A 20,080-nucleotide genomic window follows, 5' to 3' on the forward strand; every position below is an offset into this window, starting at 1 on the left:
GTCGGCCTTTGCCGGCCAGCGCACCTTTGTGCGCGACGCCTCGCATGAGCTGCGCACCCCGCTCACGGCCCTCATTGGCGAGCTGGAGGTGTCGCTGCTGCAGGCCGAACGGTCGCCGGCCGAATACCGGCGTGTGCTGCAGTCGACCCTGGATTCGGCCCGCCAGCTCAACAACCTGACCAACGGCCTGCTGCAGATTGCGCGCGCTTCCGACGACCCCTCGCAGGTGCCCATGGCCGAGGTCCGTCTTGATGAACTGCTGCTGCTGGCCCACGAGCAAATCGAGCGCCGCCACGCCACCTGCCGCGTGGACCTGGATTTTGGCGAAGCCCCGACGAAAACGACTTTACCCTGAAGCGCGGCAACGAAGCCCTGCTGCTCTCGGCCATGCTGAACGTGCTGGACAACGCGTGCAAATTCTCGGCTGGCAACGGCAGCACCGTTACGGCCACGCTGGCCCGCACCGGCACCACCCTCACGCTGCTGGTGGCCGACCAGGGCGCGGGCCTTTCGCCGGCCGACTTGCAGCAGGTTTTTGTGCCTTTTTTCGGGCGGCGTCGGCCCGGGCGGTGCCGGGGCACGGCATTGGGCTGCCGCTCACGGCCCGGATTATGGCGCTGCACGGCGGCACCGTGCGCGTGGAAAGCGAGGTGGGCCAGGGCACGCAGGTGTGGCTGGAATGGCCCCTGAAACAGCCCAGATAGGGATTAGAGCCCTTTTAATTTCCTTTTAATTTCTCTTTAATTCGGTCTTAATAGGGGCCCCGTAACCTTGTGCCAGAATTATCACAGTTCTGCCGCCAGGAAGCCCGCGTATGCGAGGCCCTTATTCAAGATTAGTTATGCCCGAAATTATTTCCTCGCCGGCCCGCACCGGCGCTCGCATTAACCCAACCCCGGCGCCAACGCCGCAGCCGGCCCACAAGTCGATTTTCAGCACCATCGGCCAGGATGCCCCGGCTGGTTTGGTGGTCTTCCTGGTGGCCTTGCCGCTGTGCCTGGGCATTTCCCTGGCCTCGGGCGCGCCGCTGTTGGCGGGCCTCATCACCGGCATCGTGGGCGGCGTGCTGGTGAGCTGGCTCAGCGGCTCGAATCTGAGCGTGAGCGGCCCGGCGGCCGGCCTGACGGTCATTGTCCTCACGGCCATCAGCACGCTGGGCTCCTTTCCGGCATTTCTGGCGGCCACGGTAGTAGCCGGCGCTATTCAAGTCATTATGGGGCTGGTGAAGGCCGGCGTTATCGGCATGTATTTCCCGGCCTCCGTTATTCGCGGCATGCTGGCTGCCATCGGTTTGATTCTGATACTCAAGCAGATTCCGCACTTCCTGGGAGCCGACTCCGATTACTTCGCAGACATGGATTTCCTGCAGTACGACGGCTTGAACACCTTCTCGGCCATTGGCTACGCGCTGAAGGGCCTCAGCCCGGGCTCGGTACTGATAGGCGTGGTTTCGCTGGCCTTGCTGCTGCTGTGGGACAGTGGCTTCATCAAGCGTTTCGCGTGGGCCAGCAAGGTTCCGGCCGCGCTCATCGTGGTGGTGGTTTCCATTGGGCTCAACCAAGTGCTGCGGGCCGTGGCTCCCGACATGCAGGTACGTCCCGAGCACCTGGTCAATCTGCCCGTGATTTCGTCGTTGGGCAACTTATTCGGCCAGTTGAAATTTCCGGACTGGTCGGCTTTTGCCAACCCCGCCGTTTATGGCGTCGCCCTCACCATTGCCATTGTGGCTTCGCTGGAAACCCTGCTGAGCGTAGAGGCCGTCGACAAGCTCGACCCGCACAAGCGCCGCACGCCCCCAACCGCGAGCCTGATTGCCCAGGGCATCGGCAACATGGTGAGCGGCCTGATTGGCGGCCTGCCCATGACGGCCGTGATTGTGCGGTCGTCGGCCAACATTGGCGCGGGTGGCCAAACCAAGATGTCGGCCTTTATCCACGGCTTGCTGCTGCTGGCCAGCCTGTTGTTCCTGGCTTCGGTGCTCAACATGATTCCCCTGTCGGCGCTGGCGGCCGTGCTGCTGATGGTGGGCTATAAGCTGACCAAGCCGGTGCTGTACCACACGCAGTGGAAGTTGGGCTACGCGCAGTTCATCCCGTTCATCGTCACCATTATAGCGGTGCTGTTCACGGACCTGCTCAAGGGTGTGGGCTTGGGCATGGCCGTGGGCTTTTTCTTTATCCTGAAAGCCAACGCCGAGCAGGCGTACTTCATCAGCCGCGATGTTCCGGGCCGCGAGCCCGGCACGTTCTACCTGCGCCTGTCCGAGCACGTGTCGTTTCTGAACAAGGCCAGCATTGTGAGCGCGCTGGACCGGCTCCCGGCCAACAGCCGCGTGATTCTCGACGGCACCAAGTCGGCCGACATCGACCACGACGTGCTGGAAGCCATTGAAACCTACAAGCAGGTGGCCGCCGAGCGCAACATCGACCTGGAGCTGCGCGGCATCCGCGAGGTAGCCGTAGCCGGCCATTAATTGAGCCATTATTGGGCTGGCTTCGTTGTGTACTTACCCGTTCGGGAAGGAGCTTGCACGGCGACGAAAGCCTCAACTGTTACTTTCCCTTAACCAACTCCCGGCATACACGTTGGTGTATACCGAGGCAACAAGCAAAAACAAGTTTCTATTATGTCCGGCATTCAAAAAATTCTCGCAAACAACCGCCAATGGGTGGCCTCCAAAAAAGCCGACGACCCCGAGTTTTTCCAGCGCCTGGCCAACGGCCAGGCCCCGCGGTACTTGTTCATTGGCTGCTCCGATTCGCGGGTGCCGGCGTCGGGCATCACCGGCACGGGTCCGGGCGAAATGTTCGTGCACCGCAACATCGCCAACCTGGTAGTACACTCCGACATGAACCTGCTGTCGGTGCTGCAGTATGCCGTGGAAGTGCTGGGCGTGAAAGACATTCTGGTGGTGGGCCACTACGGCTGCGGCGGCGTGGCGGCGGCGGCTTCCAACAAGCAGTATGGCCTGATTGACAACTGGCTGGTGAACATCCGCGACGTGGTGCGGCTGCACGAAACCGAAGTGCTACGCATCAAGGACGAAACCCAGCGCCTGCGCCGTTTGGTTGAGCTGAACGTGATAGAGCAGGTGCGCAACCTGTCCAAAACCAACATCATCCAGAACGCCATGCGCGGCGAGAACCCGCCGCGCCTGCACGGCCTCGTGTACGACATTGCCGACGGTGTGCTCAAGGACCTGAACGTGAGCGAAGACGACGTGATGCGCGACATGGAGCACATCTACGGCACCGAGGTGCCCGAAGACGCGGAAGCCGCGCACGCCCCCAGCCCACGGCCGCAGTAGAGCTGGAGGCCAAGGCCGACCAATCGGCCAAAAACGGGAAAGCGCCCAAGCAAGACCAAGCCAAGCAGCCCTTGGCGAGCGTAGCCGAATAAGCTCGCTGCAATAACAAAAAAGGCCTTTCGCGCAATGCGAAAGGCCTTTTTTGTGTGCGGTAGGTGCTCTATTTAGCCGCCTGGATTTCGGCTACTGCCTTTTCCACCGCCTGCTGGGTTTCGGCGGCGGCGGGCTTGCCGGCTTTGGCCGTTGCCACGCCCTGCAGCAGGCCAATGACGGGCTTGTCGGCGCCGTAGACCTTGTACTTCACGCCGAGGTCTTTCAACCGGGTGATGCCTTCGTTGACCGCGGCCGCATCGTCGAGGCGGCCGAGCATGGCAGCCAGGGGCTCCATCAGGTTGAACTTGCCCTGGGGCCGGGCCGCGTCGAACTTGTCGCGCACGTAGGGCCACTGGGCGGCGCTGCCGTTTTTGGCATACACCTCCATCACGGCTTCGGTGAGGGCACCGTGGCTGTCGTCTTCGTAGGTCTTGGCGCGGGCAATGGCCTGGGCCGGCTGCACCGCGGCAAAGGCCCGCAGTGCGGCGCCCTGCACGTTGTACGACTGGCTGTTGAGCTGCTTGGTGAAGAGCTTTTCGTCTTTTTTGTCCTTGAGCTTGGCTATGGCCGTGAGCAGGCTGGACAGTACAGCGGGCTCTTTCTCAATAGCAGCCCGCTTGCGCAGGGCCGATGCGAAAGTTTTGGCCACGGCTTTGTCTTCGAGCTTCAGCGGCTCGATGGCGCCGAGGCGCACGCTGTAGAATTTGTCGTTGAGGCCAGCCAGCAGGATGGTGCGGGCGGCGGGGTTGGTTTGTTCCTTAGCCGCGGCGTCCACGGCCTCGCGGCGGTCGACGAACAACGGCGCGTGGGCGTACTGATACGCGTACTCGGCCATCGACTTGGTATCCGTTTTCTGCCAGAGCATTTTCTTGTTGGCATCCACGTTCACCACCAGGGCTTGGCCGAAAGGGGCATGGTGAAGGTCTGGGTGGCCTCGGTCATCACTACGGGCTGGTGCTGCACCTTGCCGCCCACGTAGTAATCGATGGTGAAGGGCAACTGGAAGGTCTGACCCTGCTGGGTCTGCTTCACGGTTACGGACTGCACTTTCTTGGCCGCGTCCCAGGCGTAGTCGATGGTCACGACGGGGTGGCCGGGGGCGAAGTACCACTGGTTCCAGAACCAGTTCAGGTCTTGGCCCGACACGGCTTCGAACGCCAGGCGCATCTGGTGCGCTTCGCCGTTGCCCAGGGCATTGTCCTTGAGGTATTTCTGCAGGCCGGCAAAGAATACGTCGTCGCCGAGGTAGGTGCGCAGCATGTCCATGATGGCACCGCCCTTCTGGTAGCTCACCAGGTCGAACACCTCTTCCTGCTGCTCGTAGTGGAAGCGAACCAGGGTTTTGGCGGCGTCGCGCGGCGAGCTCAGGTAGCGGCGCAGGTAGCGGTAGTAGTGGGCGTCGGCGGCATCTTTGCCGTACTTGTGCTCGGCGTAGAGACCCTCCGAGAAGTCGGCCATGGTCTCGTTCACGGTAATGTTCGACCACGATTCGGCCGTCACGTAGTCGCCAAACCACTGGTGAAACAGCTCGTGGGCAATCACCGACTCGTTGGTGTACTCGCGGTCCAGCAGCTCGCGGTCGGTCATCTGCACCTGCTCGCCGTGCAGGGTGGCGGTGGTGTTTTCCATGGCGCCGCTCACGTAGTCGCGGGCCACAATCTGGCTGTACTTGTTCCAGGGGTACTCCACTCCGAGGCGCTGGGAGTAGTACTCCATCATGTCGGGCGTGTTGCCGAAAATCTGCTTGGCGAAGGGCGCGTACTTGGGCTCGAGGTAGTAGCTCACTTCCTTGCCGCGCCAGGTGTCTTTGTAGATTTTGAAGTCGCCCACGGCCATCATGAAGAGATAGGGGGCGTGGGGCAGGTCCATTTTCCAGGTGTCGGTGCGCAGGCCGGGGCCGGCGGGCTTCTGGCTTACCAAAGCACCATTGCTGAGCGTTACATACTTGCTCGGCACGGTCATGCTGATTTCCTGGGTGGTTTTCTGGTTGGGCCGGTCGATGGTCGGGAACCAGGCCGACGAGCCTTCGGTCTCGCCCTGCGTCCAGATTTGCACCGGCTTGCCTTTCACCGCGCTGTCGGGGTTGATGAAGTACAGGCCCTTGGCGTCGGTGATGGCGGCGCTGCCCTGCACCTTCAGCTCGTCGGGCTTGGAGGTGTAGTCGATGTAGATGGTGTATTGCTCGCCGGGCTTGAAGGTCTTGCCCAGGTTGATGCGCAGGTTGGCGCCATCGGTGTAGGTGTACTTCAGGGGTACCTGCTGCTCGCCATTAATCAGCGCTACCGCTTTGATGTCCATGCCCTTGGCGTCGAGCCGCAGCGAATCGGTGGGGTAGGCGTGGGGCTTGAGCGTAATCCAGGTCTTGCCGTAGAGGTAGCGCTTGGCGTAGTCGAAGCGCACGTCGAGCTTGGTGTGCACCAAGTCGTTGACCTTCGTGGCCGAGGCCCGGTAGGGAGAAATCGCCTTGGGGGCGGGAGTGGCAGGAGCCTGAGCCAATGCCGGCGAAACGGACACCAGGCCCAGCAGGCCCAGCGCTAAAAGGTGCTTCATGAAAACGGTTTGATAAAATGAGGATTCGCGCGAAGGACAGCGCCGCACTGGCGAGGTTGCCCATCCGGCTACGAAAGTAGGGAAAGTGTGCGTGCTACCGCCGCTGCCTGACTATTAGCGAGAAGTACTGCTTCTCTACTGTTCAGCTAGTCCCGTGATGCCTGCCCGACGGTCCGGGTCGCTTTCGGCCTGTAAGTTTGTGGCCTCATTCAGCTCAATGTGATGCAGTTTTTACGCCTCGCGGCCCCCGCATTCGGTCTTTTCTTTTCGCTTAACACCTTGGCGCAGACCGCGGCCGACAGCAGCCGCAGCCTGCGCGAAGTCACGGTGTACGCCTCGCGCCTGAGCCAGCCGCTCAACCAGACCGGCCACGCCGTTACCGTCATTTCGGGGGCCAGCGTGGCCCGCTACCCGGTCAATTCCCTCGACGATTTGCTGCGCTGCCTGCCGGCCCTGGAGGTGCAGAGCCGCGGCAGCTTCGGGGCGCAGGCCGACGTGAGCCTGCGCGGCAGCACCTTCAACCAGGTGCTTTTCCTGCTCGACGGCGTGCGGCTCAACGACCCGCTGTCGGGCCACTTCGGTGCGTACATGCCCATCACCCCGGCCGAAATTGAGCAGATTGAAATCATCCGCGGCGCCGGCGCGGCGCTCTACGGGCCCGATGCCGTGGGCGGGGTCATCAACATCGTGACCAAAACCTTCGCGGCCACCGAGCGCCGCGACGAAGCCGAGCTCAGCAGCACCACCATGCGCGGCGAGTGGAACCTCTGGCACACCAACACCGGCGGCTTCCTGGCCAAAAACCGCCTGCGCCTGGGCGGCGGCATCCTGCTCAACACCACCGACGGGCAGCTGCGCAACGCCCCCAGCAGCCTGCGCAGCGACGTAGACCTGAAAACCTACTCGCTCTCGGCCGCCTACGAGTGGCCCCCAAGCTCAACCTGGCCGCCCGCGCCAGCCTCGACCGCCGCGACTACAACGCCCAGTATTTCTACACCACCAACCCCACCGACCAGGCCCGCGAAACCACCAACCGCGACTGGTACCAGGGCCAGGTGCGCTACCAGCACAACGAGCGCGCCCGCACCGAGGCGCAGGTGTCCACCAGCCTCAGCACTGATTACTATGTGTTTACGCCCACGTCCGTGGCCAGCGACCACCTCACGCACTACACCAACGTGCTGCTGAGCCACGAGCAGCAGTTTTCGGACAAGGTGCGCGCTACGCTGGGCACCCAGGCCGACCGCCGCGCCGTGCAAAGCAACGACCGCGGCAACCACGCACAGTGGCACTATGCCGCCTTTGGCGTAGTGGCCGTAACGCCCGCCCCCGGCCTCGCTCTCACCGGCGGCCTGCGCCTCGACCACGACCAGGCCTACGGAACCGAGCTCGTGCCTCAGCTCAACGTGAGCCAGCAGCTAGGGGAGGTACTGACGGTGCGCGGCGCCATCGGCCGGGCCATTCGCGCCCCCGACTTTACGGAGCGCTACACGTCCAACGGCCGGCCCGGCATCGTGCCCAACGGGTTTAACGTGGGCAATCCCCAACTGCAGGCCGAGCGTACGCTCAACTACGAAGCCGGCGCCGACTACCGCCCGTTCGCTGGCTTCACCGCCAAGGCGACTTATTTTCTCCGGAAGGGCAACAATCAAATAGACTACGTGCCCGTATCGGGCGCCCAGGTTATCGAAGCCACCGGCCTCACCAACCTCAACGCCACCCGAACCTACCGCTTTGCCCAAAACCTGTTCGACGTGACCACCAGCGGGGTCGAAACGGAGTTGAGCCTCATGCGCCAGCTTAGCTCAACTACCCGCCTTGACGGCAGCCTGGGCTACACCTACGTGCGGGTCACCAACGCCGAAAACATTGCCTCGCAGTACCTGGCGAACATTGCCCGCCAGGTAGCGTCTGGTACGGTTAGCCTCTCCACCACCCGGGTAAACGGCAGCCTCAGCGGCCTATGGAAACAGCGCGACCGCAACGCCGCAGCCGGCATCAACCGCACGCTGGACCCGGAATACATGGTGTTCAACGCCCGGCTGGAGGTGGCGCTGCTGCCTAAGAAACTCTGGCTCACCGGCCAGGTGCAGAACCTGTTCAACGAGCAGTACTCTGACCTGCTGGGAGCCCAAATGCCCAGCCGCTGGCTGATGGGCGGCGTGCGCCTGGCCCTGCAGAAGTAGGCACGCGCCGAGGCGCATTTCAACATCATTTTTCTTTTGAAGCCCCGATTTGGAACATATCGGGGGCTTCGCTGTATATTTGCAGTATCAATTCTTTATCCCCAAAGGATTGTTTTTATACAGAGGCGCTGAGAGACAGGCTCTAAGACGCGCCGGCAACCATCCACATTCGTGGGCAAGGTGCCAATTCCTGACCATATAAAAACAAGTTGCCGTGGACGCTGCCAACAAACTCCCCCTTCCGATTACTGCTGTAACTGCCCTCGCCGCTGTCATGCGTCGGGCAGCCATGGGCTGTTGTTGCTGTTGTCTGGCTTAGCCTGTCCCGAATGGTTTTTCGCGGGTAGGTAGGCAGTTGCGCAAGCTTGGGGCTGGCGCACGCCTGCATTTTTGTGGCCGCCCGCGGCGCCGCTTCCACCTTTTCTGGGTTTCTACTTGCTCCTGCATGCTCGTGCTGGGCTGGCTTCATGCCGCCCCGCATTGCTGCCTAGCAAGCCCTGCCGCCCTAGCCTTGGGCTAACGCGAGGCGCGGTGGGAACCCCCTGAAGCTGAGGCGCCGCCACCATCTGACCAGTCAGGGCTCTTTCAATTGTTGGGCTTTCTGCCCCGGTGGTGCCAGCCCAAATTGGAGCTGACCCATCCAATTTCAACCTCGTTTCTCAACTTCTATTTTTTGATTATGTCGCTGATTCAAAAGCCCATTGGCATCTATTTCGAGCACCCCGAATGGTTTAAGCCGCTGTTTGCCGAGCTGGACCGCCGCGAGCTGCCCTACGAAAAAATTGATGCCGCTCATCACCTCTTCAATCCTTCGGAAAAGGAAAGCCGCTACAGCCTTGTAGTGAACCGCATGAGCTCCTCGGCTTACCTGCGTGGGCACGGGCAGGGCATTTTTCATACGGCCGGCTACGCCACCCACCTCGAGCGCTTGGGCGTGCGCATCATCAACGGTTCGGCGGCCACGGCCATCGAAACCAACAAAGCCCGCCAGCTCTCGTTGTTTGAGTCGCTGGGGCTGAAATACCCGAAGTCGTTTGTGATAAACCACGCCTCGCGGGCGGTGGATGCAGCCAAAGAGCTGCGCTTCCCCATCGTGGTGAAGGTGAACATCGGCGGCAGCGGCGCGGGCATCATCCGCTTCGACACACCGGAGGGCCTGCAAGCGGCGGTTGATAACAACCAGATTGACCTGGGCATCGACCAAACCGCCTTGGTGCAGGAATACGTGACGCCCCGCGGCGGCAACATCCACCGCGTAGAGACTCTCGATGGCAAGTTTCTCTACGCCATGAAGGTGTACACCACCGGCGAGAGCTTCAACCTGTGCCCGGCCGAAATCTGCCAGATTCCGGAAGAGCAGTCGGCCGAGTTCTGCCTGACCGAAGCGCCCAAGAAGGGCATTCAGGTGGAAGCCTTTACCCCGCCGGCCGACGTGATTGCCGCCGTGGAACGCATCGTGGCCGCCGCCAAAATCGACGTGGGCGGCATCGAATACCTCATCGACGACCGCAGCGGCGACGTGCTGTTCTACGACATCAACGCCCTCTCCAACTTCGTGGCCGATGCAGTGAACGTGGTGGGCTTCGACCCCTACGCCCGCTTCGTGGATTACCTGGAAACCCAACTGCCCGTCAACGGCAGCCTAGCCCAACCTACTGCCGCAACCACGGCCGCACCAGCTCAACAACTCGTCACGGAATCAATACACTAAGCCATGAAATTCGGATATTGGATGCCCATTTTTGGAGGTTGGCTGCGCAACGTGGAAGACGAGCAGATGCCCACCGACTGGAGCTACGTCAAGAAGCTGGCGCAGCGCAGCGAAGCCCTTGGCTACGACCTCACGCTCATCGCCGAGCTGTACCTAAACGACATTAAGGGCACGGAAGCTCCTTCGATGGAAGCCTGGAGCACCGCTGCCGCCCTTGCTGCCGTGACCGAGCAGCTGGAAATCATGGTGGCGGTGCGTCCCACCTTCCACAACCCGGCACAGCTGGCCAAGCAGGCCGCTAACATTGACCTGATTGCCCCCGGCCGCCTGTCGCTGAACGTGGTGTCGAGCCTGGTGGCGCGACGAGGCCACCAAGTACGGCCTGCACTTCGAGCAGCACGACGACCGGTACGCCCGCACCCGGGAGTGGCTCGACGTGGTGAAAAATGTGTGGAAGCAGGACCATTTCAGCTACGACGGCAAGTACTATCAGGTGGCCGATAACGTTCTGCAGCCCAAGCCCGCCAAGACGCCTTTCCTGTACGCCGGCGGCGAGTCGGAAGCGGCCAAGGACCTGATTTCGAGCCAGTGCGACGGCTACGTGATGCACGGCGACTCGCCCGAGCAAATAGGTGCCCGCATTGCCGATATGCGTCGCCGCCGCGAGCAGAAAGGCTTGCCACCCATGAAGTTTGGCGTGGCTGGCTACACCATCGTCCGCGACAACGACCAGGACGTGAAGAAGGAGCTCGACCGCATCACCAACGTGAAGGCGTCGGCCGCGGGCTACGGCAACTACCAGCAGTGGCTGGCCGGCACGCAGGCTCGAGCAGCAAGTATCGCTGCACGACTATTCGGTATCGAACCGCGGCCTGCGTACCGGCCTCACCGGCACGCCCGCCCAGATTCAGGACCGCATCGGCGCGTTCGAGCAGGTCGGGGTGGACTTCTTTCTGCTGCAGGCCAGCCCGCAGCTAGAGGAAATGGAGCGGTTCTCGGAAGCCGTCATTCAAGTATTAGCCTAACTCTGGAGGAACGCGCCTCGGCGCGTTCCATCCCGGAACGACGGTGCGGACGGAAAAATAGCTTTCCGTCCGCCTAACTGTTCTGTTGCTGAACGCGCCAAGGCGCGTTCCTACTTTCCATGTGCCTATCGGCAATTCAACCTGCCCACCGGCGCGCCTCAACTATTTCATGTTAAAAAAATCACTGGAGCTGCTTCGATTGGAAGCAGCCGAAACGGGGGCTCACACCCTCAAGCGCAGCCTCAACGGCGTTAGCCTCATTGCTATTGGCATCGGCGTTATTATTGGGGCCGGCCTCTTTTCCCTGACGGGCATTGCCGCGGCCAACAACACCGGGCCGGCCGTCACCCTTTCCTTTATTGTAGCTGCCGTGGGCTGCGCCTTTTCGGCGCTGTGCTACGCCGAGTTCGCGGCGTTGGTACCCGTGTCGGGTAGCGCCTACACTTATTCGTATGCTACCATGGGCGAGCTGTTCGCCTGGATTATCGGCTGGGATTTGGTGCTCGAATACTCCGTGGGCGCGGCCACGGTGGCCATCAGCTGGTCGCAGTACCTTATCAAGTTTCTGGGCAAGTACGGCCTGCACATTCCAGCTCAACTGGTGATGTCGCCCTTTGAGAAAGCCACGCTGGCCGACGGCTCGGTGGTATCGGGCTTCGTCAACGTGCCGGCCATACTCATCGTGCTGGCCATCACAGCCATTGTCACGCGTGGGACCAAGGGCTCAGCGTGGTTCAATGCGCTGGTGGTGGCCCTGAAGGTGGCGGTGGTGCTGGTATTCATTGCGTTGGGCTGGCAATACATCGACCCGGCCAACTACCAACCCTACATTCCGGCCAATACCGGGACGTTTGGCGAGTTTGGCCTGAGCGGGATTTTGCGCGGGGCGGGCGTTATCTTCTTCGTATTCATCGGTTTCGACATCGTGGCCACCATGGCTCAGGAAACCAAGAACCCGCAGCGCAACATGCCCATCGGCATCTTGGGCTCGCTGGCGGTGTGCACGGTGTTGTTTGTGCTGTTCGGCCACGTGCTCACGGGCCTGGCCAACTACACGGAGTTCAAGAACAGCGCGGCCCCTGTGGCTATTGCCATTGAAAAGACACCCTACGGCTGGCTAAGCTCGGCCGTGATTCTGGCCATCCTCATCGGCTACACGTCGGTGATTCTGGTGGATTTGCTGGGCCAGTCGCGGGTGTTTTTCTCCATGTCGAAAGACGGGTTGCTGCCGCCGGTATTCTCCAAGGTGCACCCCAAGTTCAACACGCCGTTTCAGTCTAGCCTGCTGCTGGGCGCCTTCATTGCCTTGTTCGCTGGCTTTGTACCCATTGCGGTGGTAGGCGAGATGACGAGCATCGGTACGCTACTGGCCTTCGTTATGGTCTGCCTCGGGGTGCTCATCCTGCGCCGCACCGACCCGGACGCGCCGCGCTCGTTCCGCACGCCGTGGGTGCCGGTGGTGCCCATCCTGGGCATCATTGTGTGCCTGGTGATGATGTTCTCGCTGCCGCTCGACACTTGGCTGCGCCTGTTTGTATGGCTGGCCATTGGCCTGGGTATCTATTACGGCTACGGAAAGAAGCACAGCAAGCTGCGTTTGGCTCAAGCAGCGGCTCAAGTACCTCCCAAAACGGTGGTTTAATCACGGGCTAGCTTTAGCCCAATGCGCACAAAAAAAGGCAGCCGAGTTATCAGCTGCCTTTTTTATGTGCGTTAAGGGTGATTAACGGTTGGTGCGGTTCGGGTCGTTGAGGTCATTGTTGCCCGTGCGGGTATCGTTGGCGCCGAGCTGTTGCACATCGACGTCGGTTTTGCGCACGGTGCCGCGCACGGTTTCGTCGCGCTCGGTCACTTCTTTGCCAATGTTGACCTCGCCTACCACGCGGGCTTCTTTAGAAACCACGGCACGCTCGGCCTGCTCCGTCACCTGGATTTCACCTTCTTTGAAGGCGGCGAAATCGGCTTCGGTAGCGGGGCGGTTTACGTCGCGGCGCTGCACGTTCACGTGCTCTTCGCGCAGGCGTACATGCTCTTCCACCGGCCGCTCAATGATGCGGCTGCGGATGCGGGCGCCGCCGGTTTGCTCCACGCGCTTGCCCACTTGCAGGTTTTCTTCGATAATGGGCAGTGCGCCATTCTGCTGCCCCGTAGCCGTTTGGGTGGAGCCGGTATCGGCGGCGTAGCCGCGGGCGCCGGTCATGCCGTAGCCTTGGGTGGCCGCCTGGTCGCGCACGTCGATGGCGCCGTTGTCGTCCATGATGTCACGGGCGCGCTCGGCTTCCTCTGGCGAGGCGGCGTGCACCGTCACCACCGAGCGGCCGCTGCGGGTTGCGTTGGTGTAGGCGTGGGTGTCTTGGTGGTCATTGCCAAACAGGTTGCTGAAGAACCGGCTGATGCCGTCTTCGGCCCGGCCGGCGGCCCGGCTGGTAGCGTCGGCGGCGCCTTCCACGGCCGTGCCGCTGGTGTTCTGGAAATCCGAAGGGTCGTTATTGCGGGTACCGGTGCTGCCTGCGCCTGCGGTCATGCGCTGGGCATTCTGAGCGTCTTGGGCAGCTACGTCCACGTTGCTGCTCACAAAACCGGCGGACATGAGTCTCTGAACGGCTTGCTGCGCTTCTGAAGCGCTATTGAACAAGCCAACTACTGTTTGTTGGGCCATAAGTAACCGATTAGAAATGTGGAAAGGAAGGAAAAGGAATGGGAAGGCTAGGAGGGTAGGGAGCCGTTGGGAGCTCCTGGGGATGGGCTGGGAGTTCCGGGGGTTGAGCCGGAATTTCCTGTATTTGGGCCGGTAGAGCCGGGAGTTGCAGCTACCCGCTCGGCCGTCACGACTTCGCGGCGCAACTCCACCTGGTGGGCCGTATTGGTGGTAACTACCTGCTTCCGCACGTGCACCTCCTCCACGAGCAGGATGCGGGTAGTCACCACCACTTCTTCACGGAACACCGGAATTATCATTGTGTCGCCTTCGTGGCGCACGGGGGAATTACGTCTACGTATTGATTTACAGGCACGTGCTCTACCGAAACCTGTTCGTGCTTGGTGGGCACGTTCACGGTCTGGGTTTCATTGTGCACGGTTTTGCGCACGGTGACCGTGCCCGTATCGACTACTTGTTTCTCGATGTGGGCTACTTCTTCGATGACCGGAATGGTCCGGGGCAGGAACTCGGGCGTAGCCGACGAGGGAAGGAATTCGGGGTCGTTTGGAGACATGGTCAGAAATACGGTCGTAGTAGGAGGGGGTTGATAATTATGCAGGGCAAAGCCCCGGCCGACTAGCCGGCGGTTGGTGCTAAGCAGGGTAATTTGATTAGCGGTTCAGATTGAGCCAGTCCATTGTGATGATTGCTAGTCAGAAGGTTAAAAAGCCTAAAGCCGAGCAGGGACCAATCCAGCTGGCGGGCACCGGGCTAATGCGAAGAGTGCAAAATCTTATTACAGATTTATTTCCGTTCGTGGCAGAGCAGCCCCCGCAACTCAGCCAGGGAAGCGCCCGACGTGAGGAGAATTCACTATGCAGGAAGGGCACAGCAGGAGCTGGCTTAAGCCCTTCAAAAACGACCTTTTCTCCGGTTACCTTTGTTGATTACGACGCGGCTCAAGGTATCAGCCGCGTCCGATTACTTAGCGAAAATCAGTGAAGGTTTGTATTGCCGAAAAGCCCAGCGTGGCCCGAGAAATTGCCAACGTGCTGGGCGCCACCCGCCGCATGGACGGCTATTTTGAGGGCAACGGTTACCAGGTCACCTGGACCTTTGGCCACTTATGCCAGCTCAAGGAGCCCGACGACTACCTGCCCGAATGGAAGCGCTGGAGCCTGCACAACCTGCCCATGATTCCGGACTCGTTCGGCATCAAGCTCATGCGCCGCGACGAGGGCGTGGTGAAGCAGTTTCACACCATCAAGAAGCTGGTCGACGAGGCCGAGGAGGTCATCAACTGTGGCGACGCCGGGCAGGAAGGGGAGGTGATACAGCGCTGGGTGCTGATGGAAGCCAAGTGCCGCAAGCCTGTGAAACGCCTCTGGATTTCCTCGCTTACCGAGGAAGCCATCCGCCAGGGCTTCGCCAATCTGCGCGACGGCAAGGAGTTCGACAAGCTGTACCAGGCCGGCAAAAGCCGCGCCGTGGGCGACTGGCTCCTGGGCCTGAACGCTACCCGCTTGTTTACCCTAAAGTACACCACCTACCAGGACAAGCAGCTGCTGAGCATCGGCCGCGTGCAGACCCCCACGCTGGCTTTGCTGGTAGACCGCTGGCACGAAATCCAGAACTTCAAGCCCGAGCCGTACTGGGTGTTGCGCACCGAATACCGCGGCACCATGTTCAGCCACATTGCCCCCAAGCAGGCCAAAGACGCCGAGGACGCGCCCGACGAAAAGACCCGCCTGCGGGCGTTGGGCTACTTCGTGACCGAGCAGGAAGCTCAAGAAGCGCTTGAGGCAGTGCGGCCTGCTCCGCTGGTTATCACTAATGTTGAGATAAAAAAAGGCCGCGAGTCGCCACCGCGTTTGTTCGACCTGACATCTTTACAGGTGCAGTGCAACAACCAGGCTGGGGCTGTCGGCCGAGGACACGCTGAAGATTGTGCAGGGCCTCTACGAGAAGAAAGCAGTGAGCTATCCGCGCGTTGATACTACCTTCCTGCCCGACGACCAGTATGCTAAAATTCCTGGCATTCTGCGCGGCATTGGCTACGAGAGTTTGACCGCGCCACTGCTGGCCATCAAGATTCCGAAGACGCCCAAGGTGTTCAACAACGCCAAGGTGACCGACCACCACGCCATCATTCCGACAGGCGCGGCCGGCCCGGGCGGCGGCATGGAAAGCAGCGTGTACGACATCATCACGCGCCGCTTCATTGCCGCCTTCTACCCCGACTGCGAGGTGAGCAACACCACCGTGCTGGCCGAAGCCGCCGAGCGCCCCTTCCGGGTGCGGGGCCGCCAGATTCTGAGCCCCGGCTGGCGCGTGGTGTACGGCAACCCCGAAGAGCAGCAGGCGCCCACGCCAGCCCCCGCGCCCAACGCAAAGACCGGTGGCGAGGAGCAGGAAGACGTGGTGAGCACCGTGCTGCCCAGCTTCGTGAAAGGCGAAAGCGGCCCCCACAACCCACGCCTCGATAGCAAAATCACGCAGCCGCCCAAGGACTACACCGAAGCCAGCCTGCTGCGCGGCATGGAAACAGCGGGCCGTAACATCGACGACGAAGAACTGCGCCAGGCCATGAAGGAAAACGGCATCGGGCGGCCCAGTACCCGCGCCGCCATCATCGAAACGCTTTTTAAGCGCAACTACATCCGGCGCGAGAAAAAGCGCCTGCTGCCGACACCCACCGGGGTTGAGCTGATTGGGCTGATTCGCAACCCCACCCTGAAGTCGGCGGAGCTCACGGGGCAGTGGGAGCGCAAGCTGCGCCAGATTGAGAAGGGCGAGCTCTCGTCTGAGCAGTTCCTGGCCGAGCTCACGGGGCTGGTGCGCGAGATGGTACAGGAAGTGAAAACCGACGGCCGCGGGCTCATGGTCACGTCCGGTAGTGCGGAGCTGGCCATGAGCCAGGGCCAGGCCAATGGCGCGGCCGCGGGCAACAAAGTGCCCGCCGGCCTAACCGGAACCAAGGCCGCGAAAGCTGCCAACCCCGCCGGCACCACCAGCGGCAACGGCCTGGGCTACTGCCCGGTGTGCAAAACCGGACACGTGCTGCGCGGCAAAACCGCCTTCGGCTGCGCCCGTTTCCGGGAGGGCTGCACGTTCCGCCTGCCCGCCGAAGTTCACGGCAAGAAGCTGAGCGACCCGCAGGTGAAAGCCCTGCTCGCCAAAGGCCGCACGCCCATTATGAAGGGCTTTGTGGGGGCCGACGGCCAGAAGTTCGACGCCGCCATTGGCCTCGACTCAGCGTTCCAACCCACGCTGCTGCTGCTGGCCGACAGCAAGCCCGGCGCCGCTCCCGAATCGGGCCAGATTCCGTGCCCGGTGTGCAAGCTCGGCACCATGCTCAAGGGCAAAGCCGCCTACGGTTGCTCCCGCTTCCGCGAAGACTGCCAGTTTCGCGTGGCCTTCGAGTGGGGCGGCAAGGCCCTCACCGAAACGCAGCTCAAGCAACTGCTGCGCCGCGGCGAAACGAGTGTTATCAAGGGATTTATCTCGGCGAAGACGGGGAACAAGTACGACGCCGCGCTGAAAGTGGAGGAAGGGCGCGTGGTGCCGGTGTTTGGGTAATTACCGCTTGCTTGTGGAATTAGCTAGAGTATAGGAATTGCGTCATGCAGAGCGCAGCGAAGCATCTTTACCGCCACCACTAATCCTTTGAAAGGGAAATGGTATCGCGTAAAGATGCTTCGCTGCGCTCTGCATGACGTTCTTTTGCTCACTGCTCACTGCTCACTGCTCACTGCTCACTGCTCAAAGCGCACCAGGTTCTCGAGCATACCTTTGAAAATGACGCCGTGGAAGGGCAGCATGGCGTACCAGTACAGCCGCCCGGCGAGGCCCCGGGGGCGGAACGCGGCCAGTTGCTCTACGGCGTGGCTGCCATTGGGCTGGTCCAGTATCCGGAACTGCAGCCACGCTTCGCCGGGTAGCTTCATCTCAGCGTAGAGCAGCAGGCGCCGGCCCGCGCGGTCGGCCACCAGCACGCGCCAGAAATCGAGTGGGTCGCCGGCGCGCAGGCGGGTTGGGGAGCGGCGGCCGCGGCGTAGGCCCACGCCGCCCACGGCCTTGTCCAGGAACCCGCGCAGGCGCCAGAGCCAGTCGGTTTTGTACCAGCCCCGGTCGCCGCCGATGCGCCAGATATTGTCGAGCACTTCCGGTACAGGCCGCGTGAAGGGCTGCACCTGGCGGTCGAAGAACATGCCGTGCCTGGGAATCTGGATGGCGTCCATGTAGTTCTGGCGCATGGTGCCCGAACTCAGGGCGTCGCTCCAGCTGCTGACCACTTCGTTCTGCTCGATGCGCTGGAACGCCAGCGCCAGGGCGGCCCTGTAGCTCATGCACTCGTGCGGAATCACGGCGCTGATGCTTTTGGACGGGTCGCACACTGTGTCGTTTTTCAGGCTCTCGACCAGGCTTTGGGCCAGGGAGAAAGTGGTGCTCGTGACCAGGTACAGCCACCACGACGACAGCCGCGGCGTGAGCACCGGCACCGTGAATATCCAGCGCTTGTAGCCACGCTCGGCGGCCAGGCCCTCAAGCATTTGTCGGTAGGTGAGTACGTCGGGGCCGCCCACGTCAAAGGCCTTCCCGAAGCATTCTGCACGGTCGAGAACGGACATCAAGTAAAACATGATGTCACGGATGCCAATTGGCTGGCAACGAGAGTTGAGCCAGCGCGGTGTAACCATCACCAGCAGCTTCTCTACCAGGTCCCGAATTATCTCAAACGACGCCGAGCCCGAGCCGATAATGATGCTGGCGCGCAGCACCGTAAGCTGGGCCTTAATGGCCGTGCCCAGCACTGTTTCGACGGCTCGGCGCGAGCGCAGGTGCACGCTCAGGCCTTCGTCGTTGGCAATGCCGGATAGGTAGATTACCTGGCGCGCCGTGGTGGTATTCAGGTACTGAACGAAGTTGTGCGCCGACTGCTGCTCGAGGTTGAAGAAGTTCTCGCTGTGGCCGCTCATGGAGTGCACGAGGTAGTAGGCGGCGTCGAGGTCGGTGGGAAGTTGAATTAGACTATCGGGCTGCAGCAAGTCGCCCTGGGCCACCTGCACCTGCGTGCGCGCCGCTTCGGGAAGCGTCTCGGGCAGCGAGAAGCGGCGCGGGTCGCGCACGAGACACACCACGTCGTGGCCGGCTGCGGCCAGCAGCGGCAGCAGGCGCTGCCCAATGTAGCCGGTGGCACCGGTGAGGAGGATTTTCATGCGGCGTTGAGCTATGTGGGCGGCAGTAACACTCCATAACTGAACGTCTGAGGCCTTTGGTTGTTTAGGGACCGTCGCTACAGAAGCTCTTGCCGCGGCTGTCATTCCAAAGGCTACACCTCAACTTCACCCGCATGGAACACTTTGCCTCTCTGCTGGCCGCCGGCCTGCTCCTAACCTCCGCGGCCCAGGCCCAAACCAAGCTCACGGTGCCGCCGCTCAGCCCGGGCACGCACGTGCGCCAGGAGTTCTCCACTTCGTTTATCGACCTGACGTATTCGCGGCCCTCGCTCCGGGGCCGCGTGGCCTTCGGCAAGCTGGTGCCCAACGGCACGGTGTGGCGCACTGGTGCCAACACCGTAACCAAGGTGCGCTTCGGCGAAGAAGTGAAGATTGGCGGGAAGGTGGTGCCGGCCGGCGCCTACGCCCTGCTCACCATCCCGGATGCCAGGGAGTGGACCTTTATCCTGAACCGCGACACGGCCCAATGGGGCACCTACGCCTACAAGTCGGACCTCGACGTGCTGCGGGTGAAAGCCAAACCCACCAAACTAGCCGCGCCCCAGGAAACCATGTCGCTGACCGTGGAGAACCTGCGCCCCGCCTCCGCCGACCTCGTTGTGGCCTGGGACCGCACCCAGGTGGCCCTGCCCATCACCGCCGACCCCGACCGCATTGTGATGGGCCAGATTGAGCAGGCCATGAAGGGCGAAAAGAAGCCGTACCTGACGGCCATTCAGTACTACTACAACGCGGGCAAGGACCTCACCCCGGCCCTGGGCTGGCTCGACGAGTACATCGCCGCCAATCCCACCCGGTACAACGGCTACTACTGGAAAGGCAAGCTGCTCCAGAAGCAAGGCAACAATAAGGAAGCCATTGTGGCCGCCAAGAAGTCGTTGGAGCTGTTGAAGGACGACAAAAACGAAGTCGCCCGCAACGAGTATATCCGCCTGAACCAGGAGGTACTGGCCGCCGCTGGAGCGAAGAAGTAATTCAGCTCAATTCAAAAGCTGGACATGAAAAAAGGCTTCGTGCAATCAAGCACGGAGCTTTTTTTATTCCTTTTAAATTGCTAAATATACTGATGAATAATGTTTTAAGCCTGATTGAGCCGAGGCAAGATTCCATTCCTGCGCTTAAATGCCTGCTCAAATAGAAAACTTAAGAGCAGTAAAATTGGCAGGGCAATCCATGCGCTGAATACTAGCTCTAAGCCGTTCTGTCCATCGGTTACGTTGCAAAGTGTATTTGCTGTACTCATGCGTGGTTCCAAAGCTGCCGGAATACACACAAAAAGGATAGAGTTAAAGACTAATATCCTTGTCTTGATTTGCGAATTGGAAAA

At 61.3% G+C, this 20,080-nt stretch carries 15 protein-coding genes, 4 pseudogenes and 1 riboswitch; of the genes and pseudogenes, 14 read left to right on the forward strand and 5 right to left on the reverse strand.

The genetic code is table 11. The annotated features are described in order from the left end of the window. Window positions 1-28: 28 nt before the first annotated feature. The 4 genes and pseudogenes from ACFQT0_RS14240 (at window position 29) to ACFQT0_RS14255 (ending at window position 3,307) form a co-directional block, all read left to right on the forward strand. Window positions 29-355, forward strand: a complete 327-nt coding sequence (locus ACFQT0_RS14240) for a histidine kinase dimerization/phospho-acceptor domain-containing protein (RefSeq protein ID WP_380206024.1) — start codon at window positions 29-31, stop codon at window positions 353-355. Window positions 356-387: 32 nt separating this feature from the next. Continuing rightward, window positions 388-704, forward strand: a pseudogene (locus tag ACFQT0_RS14245) (sensor histidine kinase). Window positions 705-841: 137 nt separating this feature from the next. Further along, window positions 842-2,473, forward strand: a complete 1,632-nt coding sequence (locus ACFQT0_RS14250) for a SulP family inorganic anion transporter (RefSeq protein ID WP_380203691.1) — start codon at window positions 842-844, stop codon at window positions 2,471-2,473. Window positions 2,474-2,668: 195 nt separating this feature from the next. After that, complete coding sequence (locus ACFQT0_RS14255) at window positions 2,669-3,307, forward strand: carbonic anhydrase (RefSeq protein ID WP_380203693.1); 639 nt, start codon at window positions 2,669-2,671, stop codon at window positions 3,305-3,307. A 160-nt stretch (window positions 3,308-3,467) separates the two neighbouring features. On the opposite strand, the gene ACFQT0_RS14260 is transcribed toward ACFQT0_RS14255, so the two are convergent. Together ACFQT0_RS14260 and ACFQT0_RS14265 are read right to left on the reverse strand one after the other, a co-directional pair. Next, a complete protein-coding gene (locus ACFQT0_RS14260; protein ID WP_380203695.1) occupies window positions 3,468-4,289 on the reverse strand; it encodes a hypothetical protein in 822 nt (273 codons plus the stop codon). Beyond that, window positions 4,286-5,950 carry a M1 family metallopeptidase gene (locus tag ACFQT0_RS14265; RefSeq protein ID WP_380203696.1) on the reverse strand — a complete coding sequence of 555 codons (1,665 nt, stop codon included), beginning with the start codon at window positions 5,948-5,950 and terminating at the stop codon, window positions 4,286-4,288. The genes ACFQT0_RS14260 and ACFQT0_RS14265 overlap by 4 nt, the downstream gene beginning before the upstream one ends. Window positions 5,951-6,172: 222 nt before the next feature. Between ACFQT0_RS14265 and ACFQT0_RS14270 the strand changes: the two are divergent. The 6 genes and pseudogenes from ACFQT0_RS14270 to ACFQT0_RS14295 form a co-directional block, all read left to right on the forward strand. Then, window positions 6,173-6,616 (forward strand): annotated as a pseudogene (locus tag ACFQT0_RS14270) (TonB-dependent receptor); the annotation flags it as partial. A 257-nt stretch (window positions 6,617-6,873) separates the two neighbouring features. Then, window positions 6,874-8,136, forward strand: a complete 1,263-nt coding sequence (locus tag ACFQT0_RS14275) for a TonB-dependent receptor plug domain-containing protein (protein ID WP_380203697.1) — start codon at window positions 6,874-6,876, stop codon at window positions 8,134-8,136. Between the two features lie 112 nt (window positions 8,137-8,248). Beyond that, window positions 8,249-8,341, forward strand: a riboswitch (SAM riboswitch). Window positions 8,342-8,815: 474 nt separating this feature from the next. Beyond that, window positions 8,816-9,847: an ATP-grasp domain-containing protein gene (locus tag ACFQT0_RS14280; RefSeq protein WP_380203698.1), complete on the forward strand. Its 1,032-nt coding sequence runs from the start codon at window positions 8,816-8,818 to the stop codon at window positions 9,845-9,847. Between the two features lie 21 nt (window positions 9,848-9,868). Next, window positions 9,869-10,138: pseudogene (locus ACFQT0_RS14285) on the forward strand (LLM class flavin-dependent oxidoreductase); the annotation flags it as partial. A 91-nt stretch (window positions 10,139-10,229) separates the two neighbouring features. Then, entirely contained in the window at window positions 10,230-10,949 is a 720-nt protein-coding gene (locus ACFQT0_RS14290) for an LLM class flavin-dependent oxidoreductase (protein WP_380206025.1), read from the forward strand. 92 nt (window positions 10,950-11,041) lie between these two features. Next, complete coding sequence (locus tag ACFQT0_RS14295) at window positions 11,042-12,514, forward strand: amino acid permease (RefSeq protein ID WP_380203699.1); 1,473 nt, start codon at window positions 11,042-11,044, stop codon at window positions 12,512-12,514. Between the two features lie 81 nt (window positions 12,515-12,595). Here ACFQT0_RS14295 and ACFQT0_RS14300 read toward each other — a convergent pair whose 3' ends face one another. Then, window positions 12,596-13,462 carry a YsnF/AvaK domain-containing protein gene (locus ACFQT0_RS14300; protein WP_380203701.1) on the reverse strand — a complete coding sequence of 289 codons (867 nt, stop codon included), beginning with the start codon at window positions 13,460-13,462 and terminating at the stop codon, window positions 12,596-12,598. Window positions 13,463-13,578: 116 nt separating this feature from the next. Next, window positions 13,579-14,087, reverse strand: a pseudogene (locus tag ACFQT0_RS14305) (YsnF/AvaK domain-containing protein). 110 nt (window positions 14,088-14,197) lie between these two features. Between ACFQT0_RS14305 and ACFQT0_RS14310 the strand changes: the two are divergent. From ACFQT0_RS14310 to ACFQT0_RS14320, 3 genes are read left to right on the forward strand one after another with little or no spacing between them, the layout of a single operon-like run. Further along, on the forward strand, window positions 14,198-14,515 hold the full coding sequence (locus ACFQT0_RS14310) for a hypothetical protein (protein WP_380203703.1): 318 nt from the start codon (window positions 14,198-14,200) through the stop codon (window positions 14,513-14,515). Then, window positions 14,512-15,507: a DNA topoisomerase gene (locus ACFQT0_RS14315; RefSeq protein ID WP_380203704.1), complete on the forward strand. Its 996-nt coding sequence runs from the start codon at window positions 14,512-14,514 to the stop codon at window positions 15,505-15,507. The genes ACFQT0_RS14310 and ACFQT0_RS14315 overlap by 4 nt, the downstream gene beginning before the upstream one ends. Continuing rightward, window positions 15,461-17,092, forward strand: a complete 1,632-nt coding sequence (locus tag ACFQT0_RS14320) for a type IA DNA topoisomerase (RefSeq protein WP_380203706.1) — start codon at window positions 15,461-15,463, stop codon at window positions 17,090-17,092. Before ACFQT0_RS14315 ends, ACFQT0_RS14320 begins: the two co-directional genes overlap by 47 nt. Before the next feature lie 176 nt (window positions 17,093-17,268). Here the strand turns inward: ACFQT0_RS14320 and ACFQT0_RS14325 are convergent, their stop codons facing one another. Next, window positions 17,269-18,732 (reverse strand): SDR family oxidoreductase, encoded by a 1,464-nt coding sequence (locus ACFQT0_RS14325; RefSeq protein WP_380203708.1) that lies wholly within the window; start codon window positions 18,730-18,732, stop codon window positions 17,269-17,271. Between the two features lie 134 nt (window positions 18,733-18,866). On the opposite strand from ACFQT0_RS14325, the gene ACFQT0_RS14330 reads away from it, so the two are divergent. Then, window positions 18,867-19,727 (forward strand): DUF2911 domain-containing protein, encoded by an 861-nt coding sequence (locus ACFQT0_RS14330; protein ID WP_380203710.1) that lies wholly within the window; start codon window positions 18,867-18,869, stop codon window positions 19,725-19,727. The last annotated feature ends 353 nt before the right edge of the window (window positions 19,728-20,080 follow it).

The sequence above is a fragment of the Hymenobacter humi genome (assembly GCF_042665855.1).
Lineage (GTDB): Bacteria > Bacteroidota > Bacteroidia > Cytophagales > Hymenobacteraceae > Hymenobacter > Hymenobacter humi.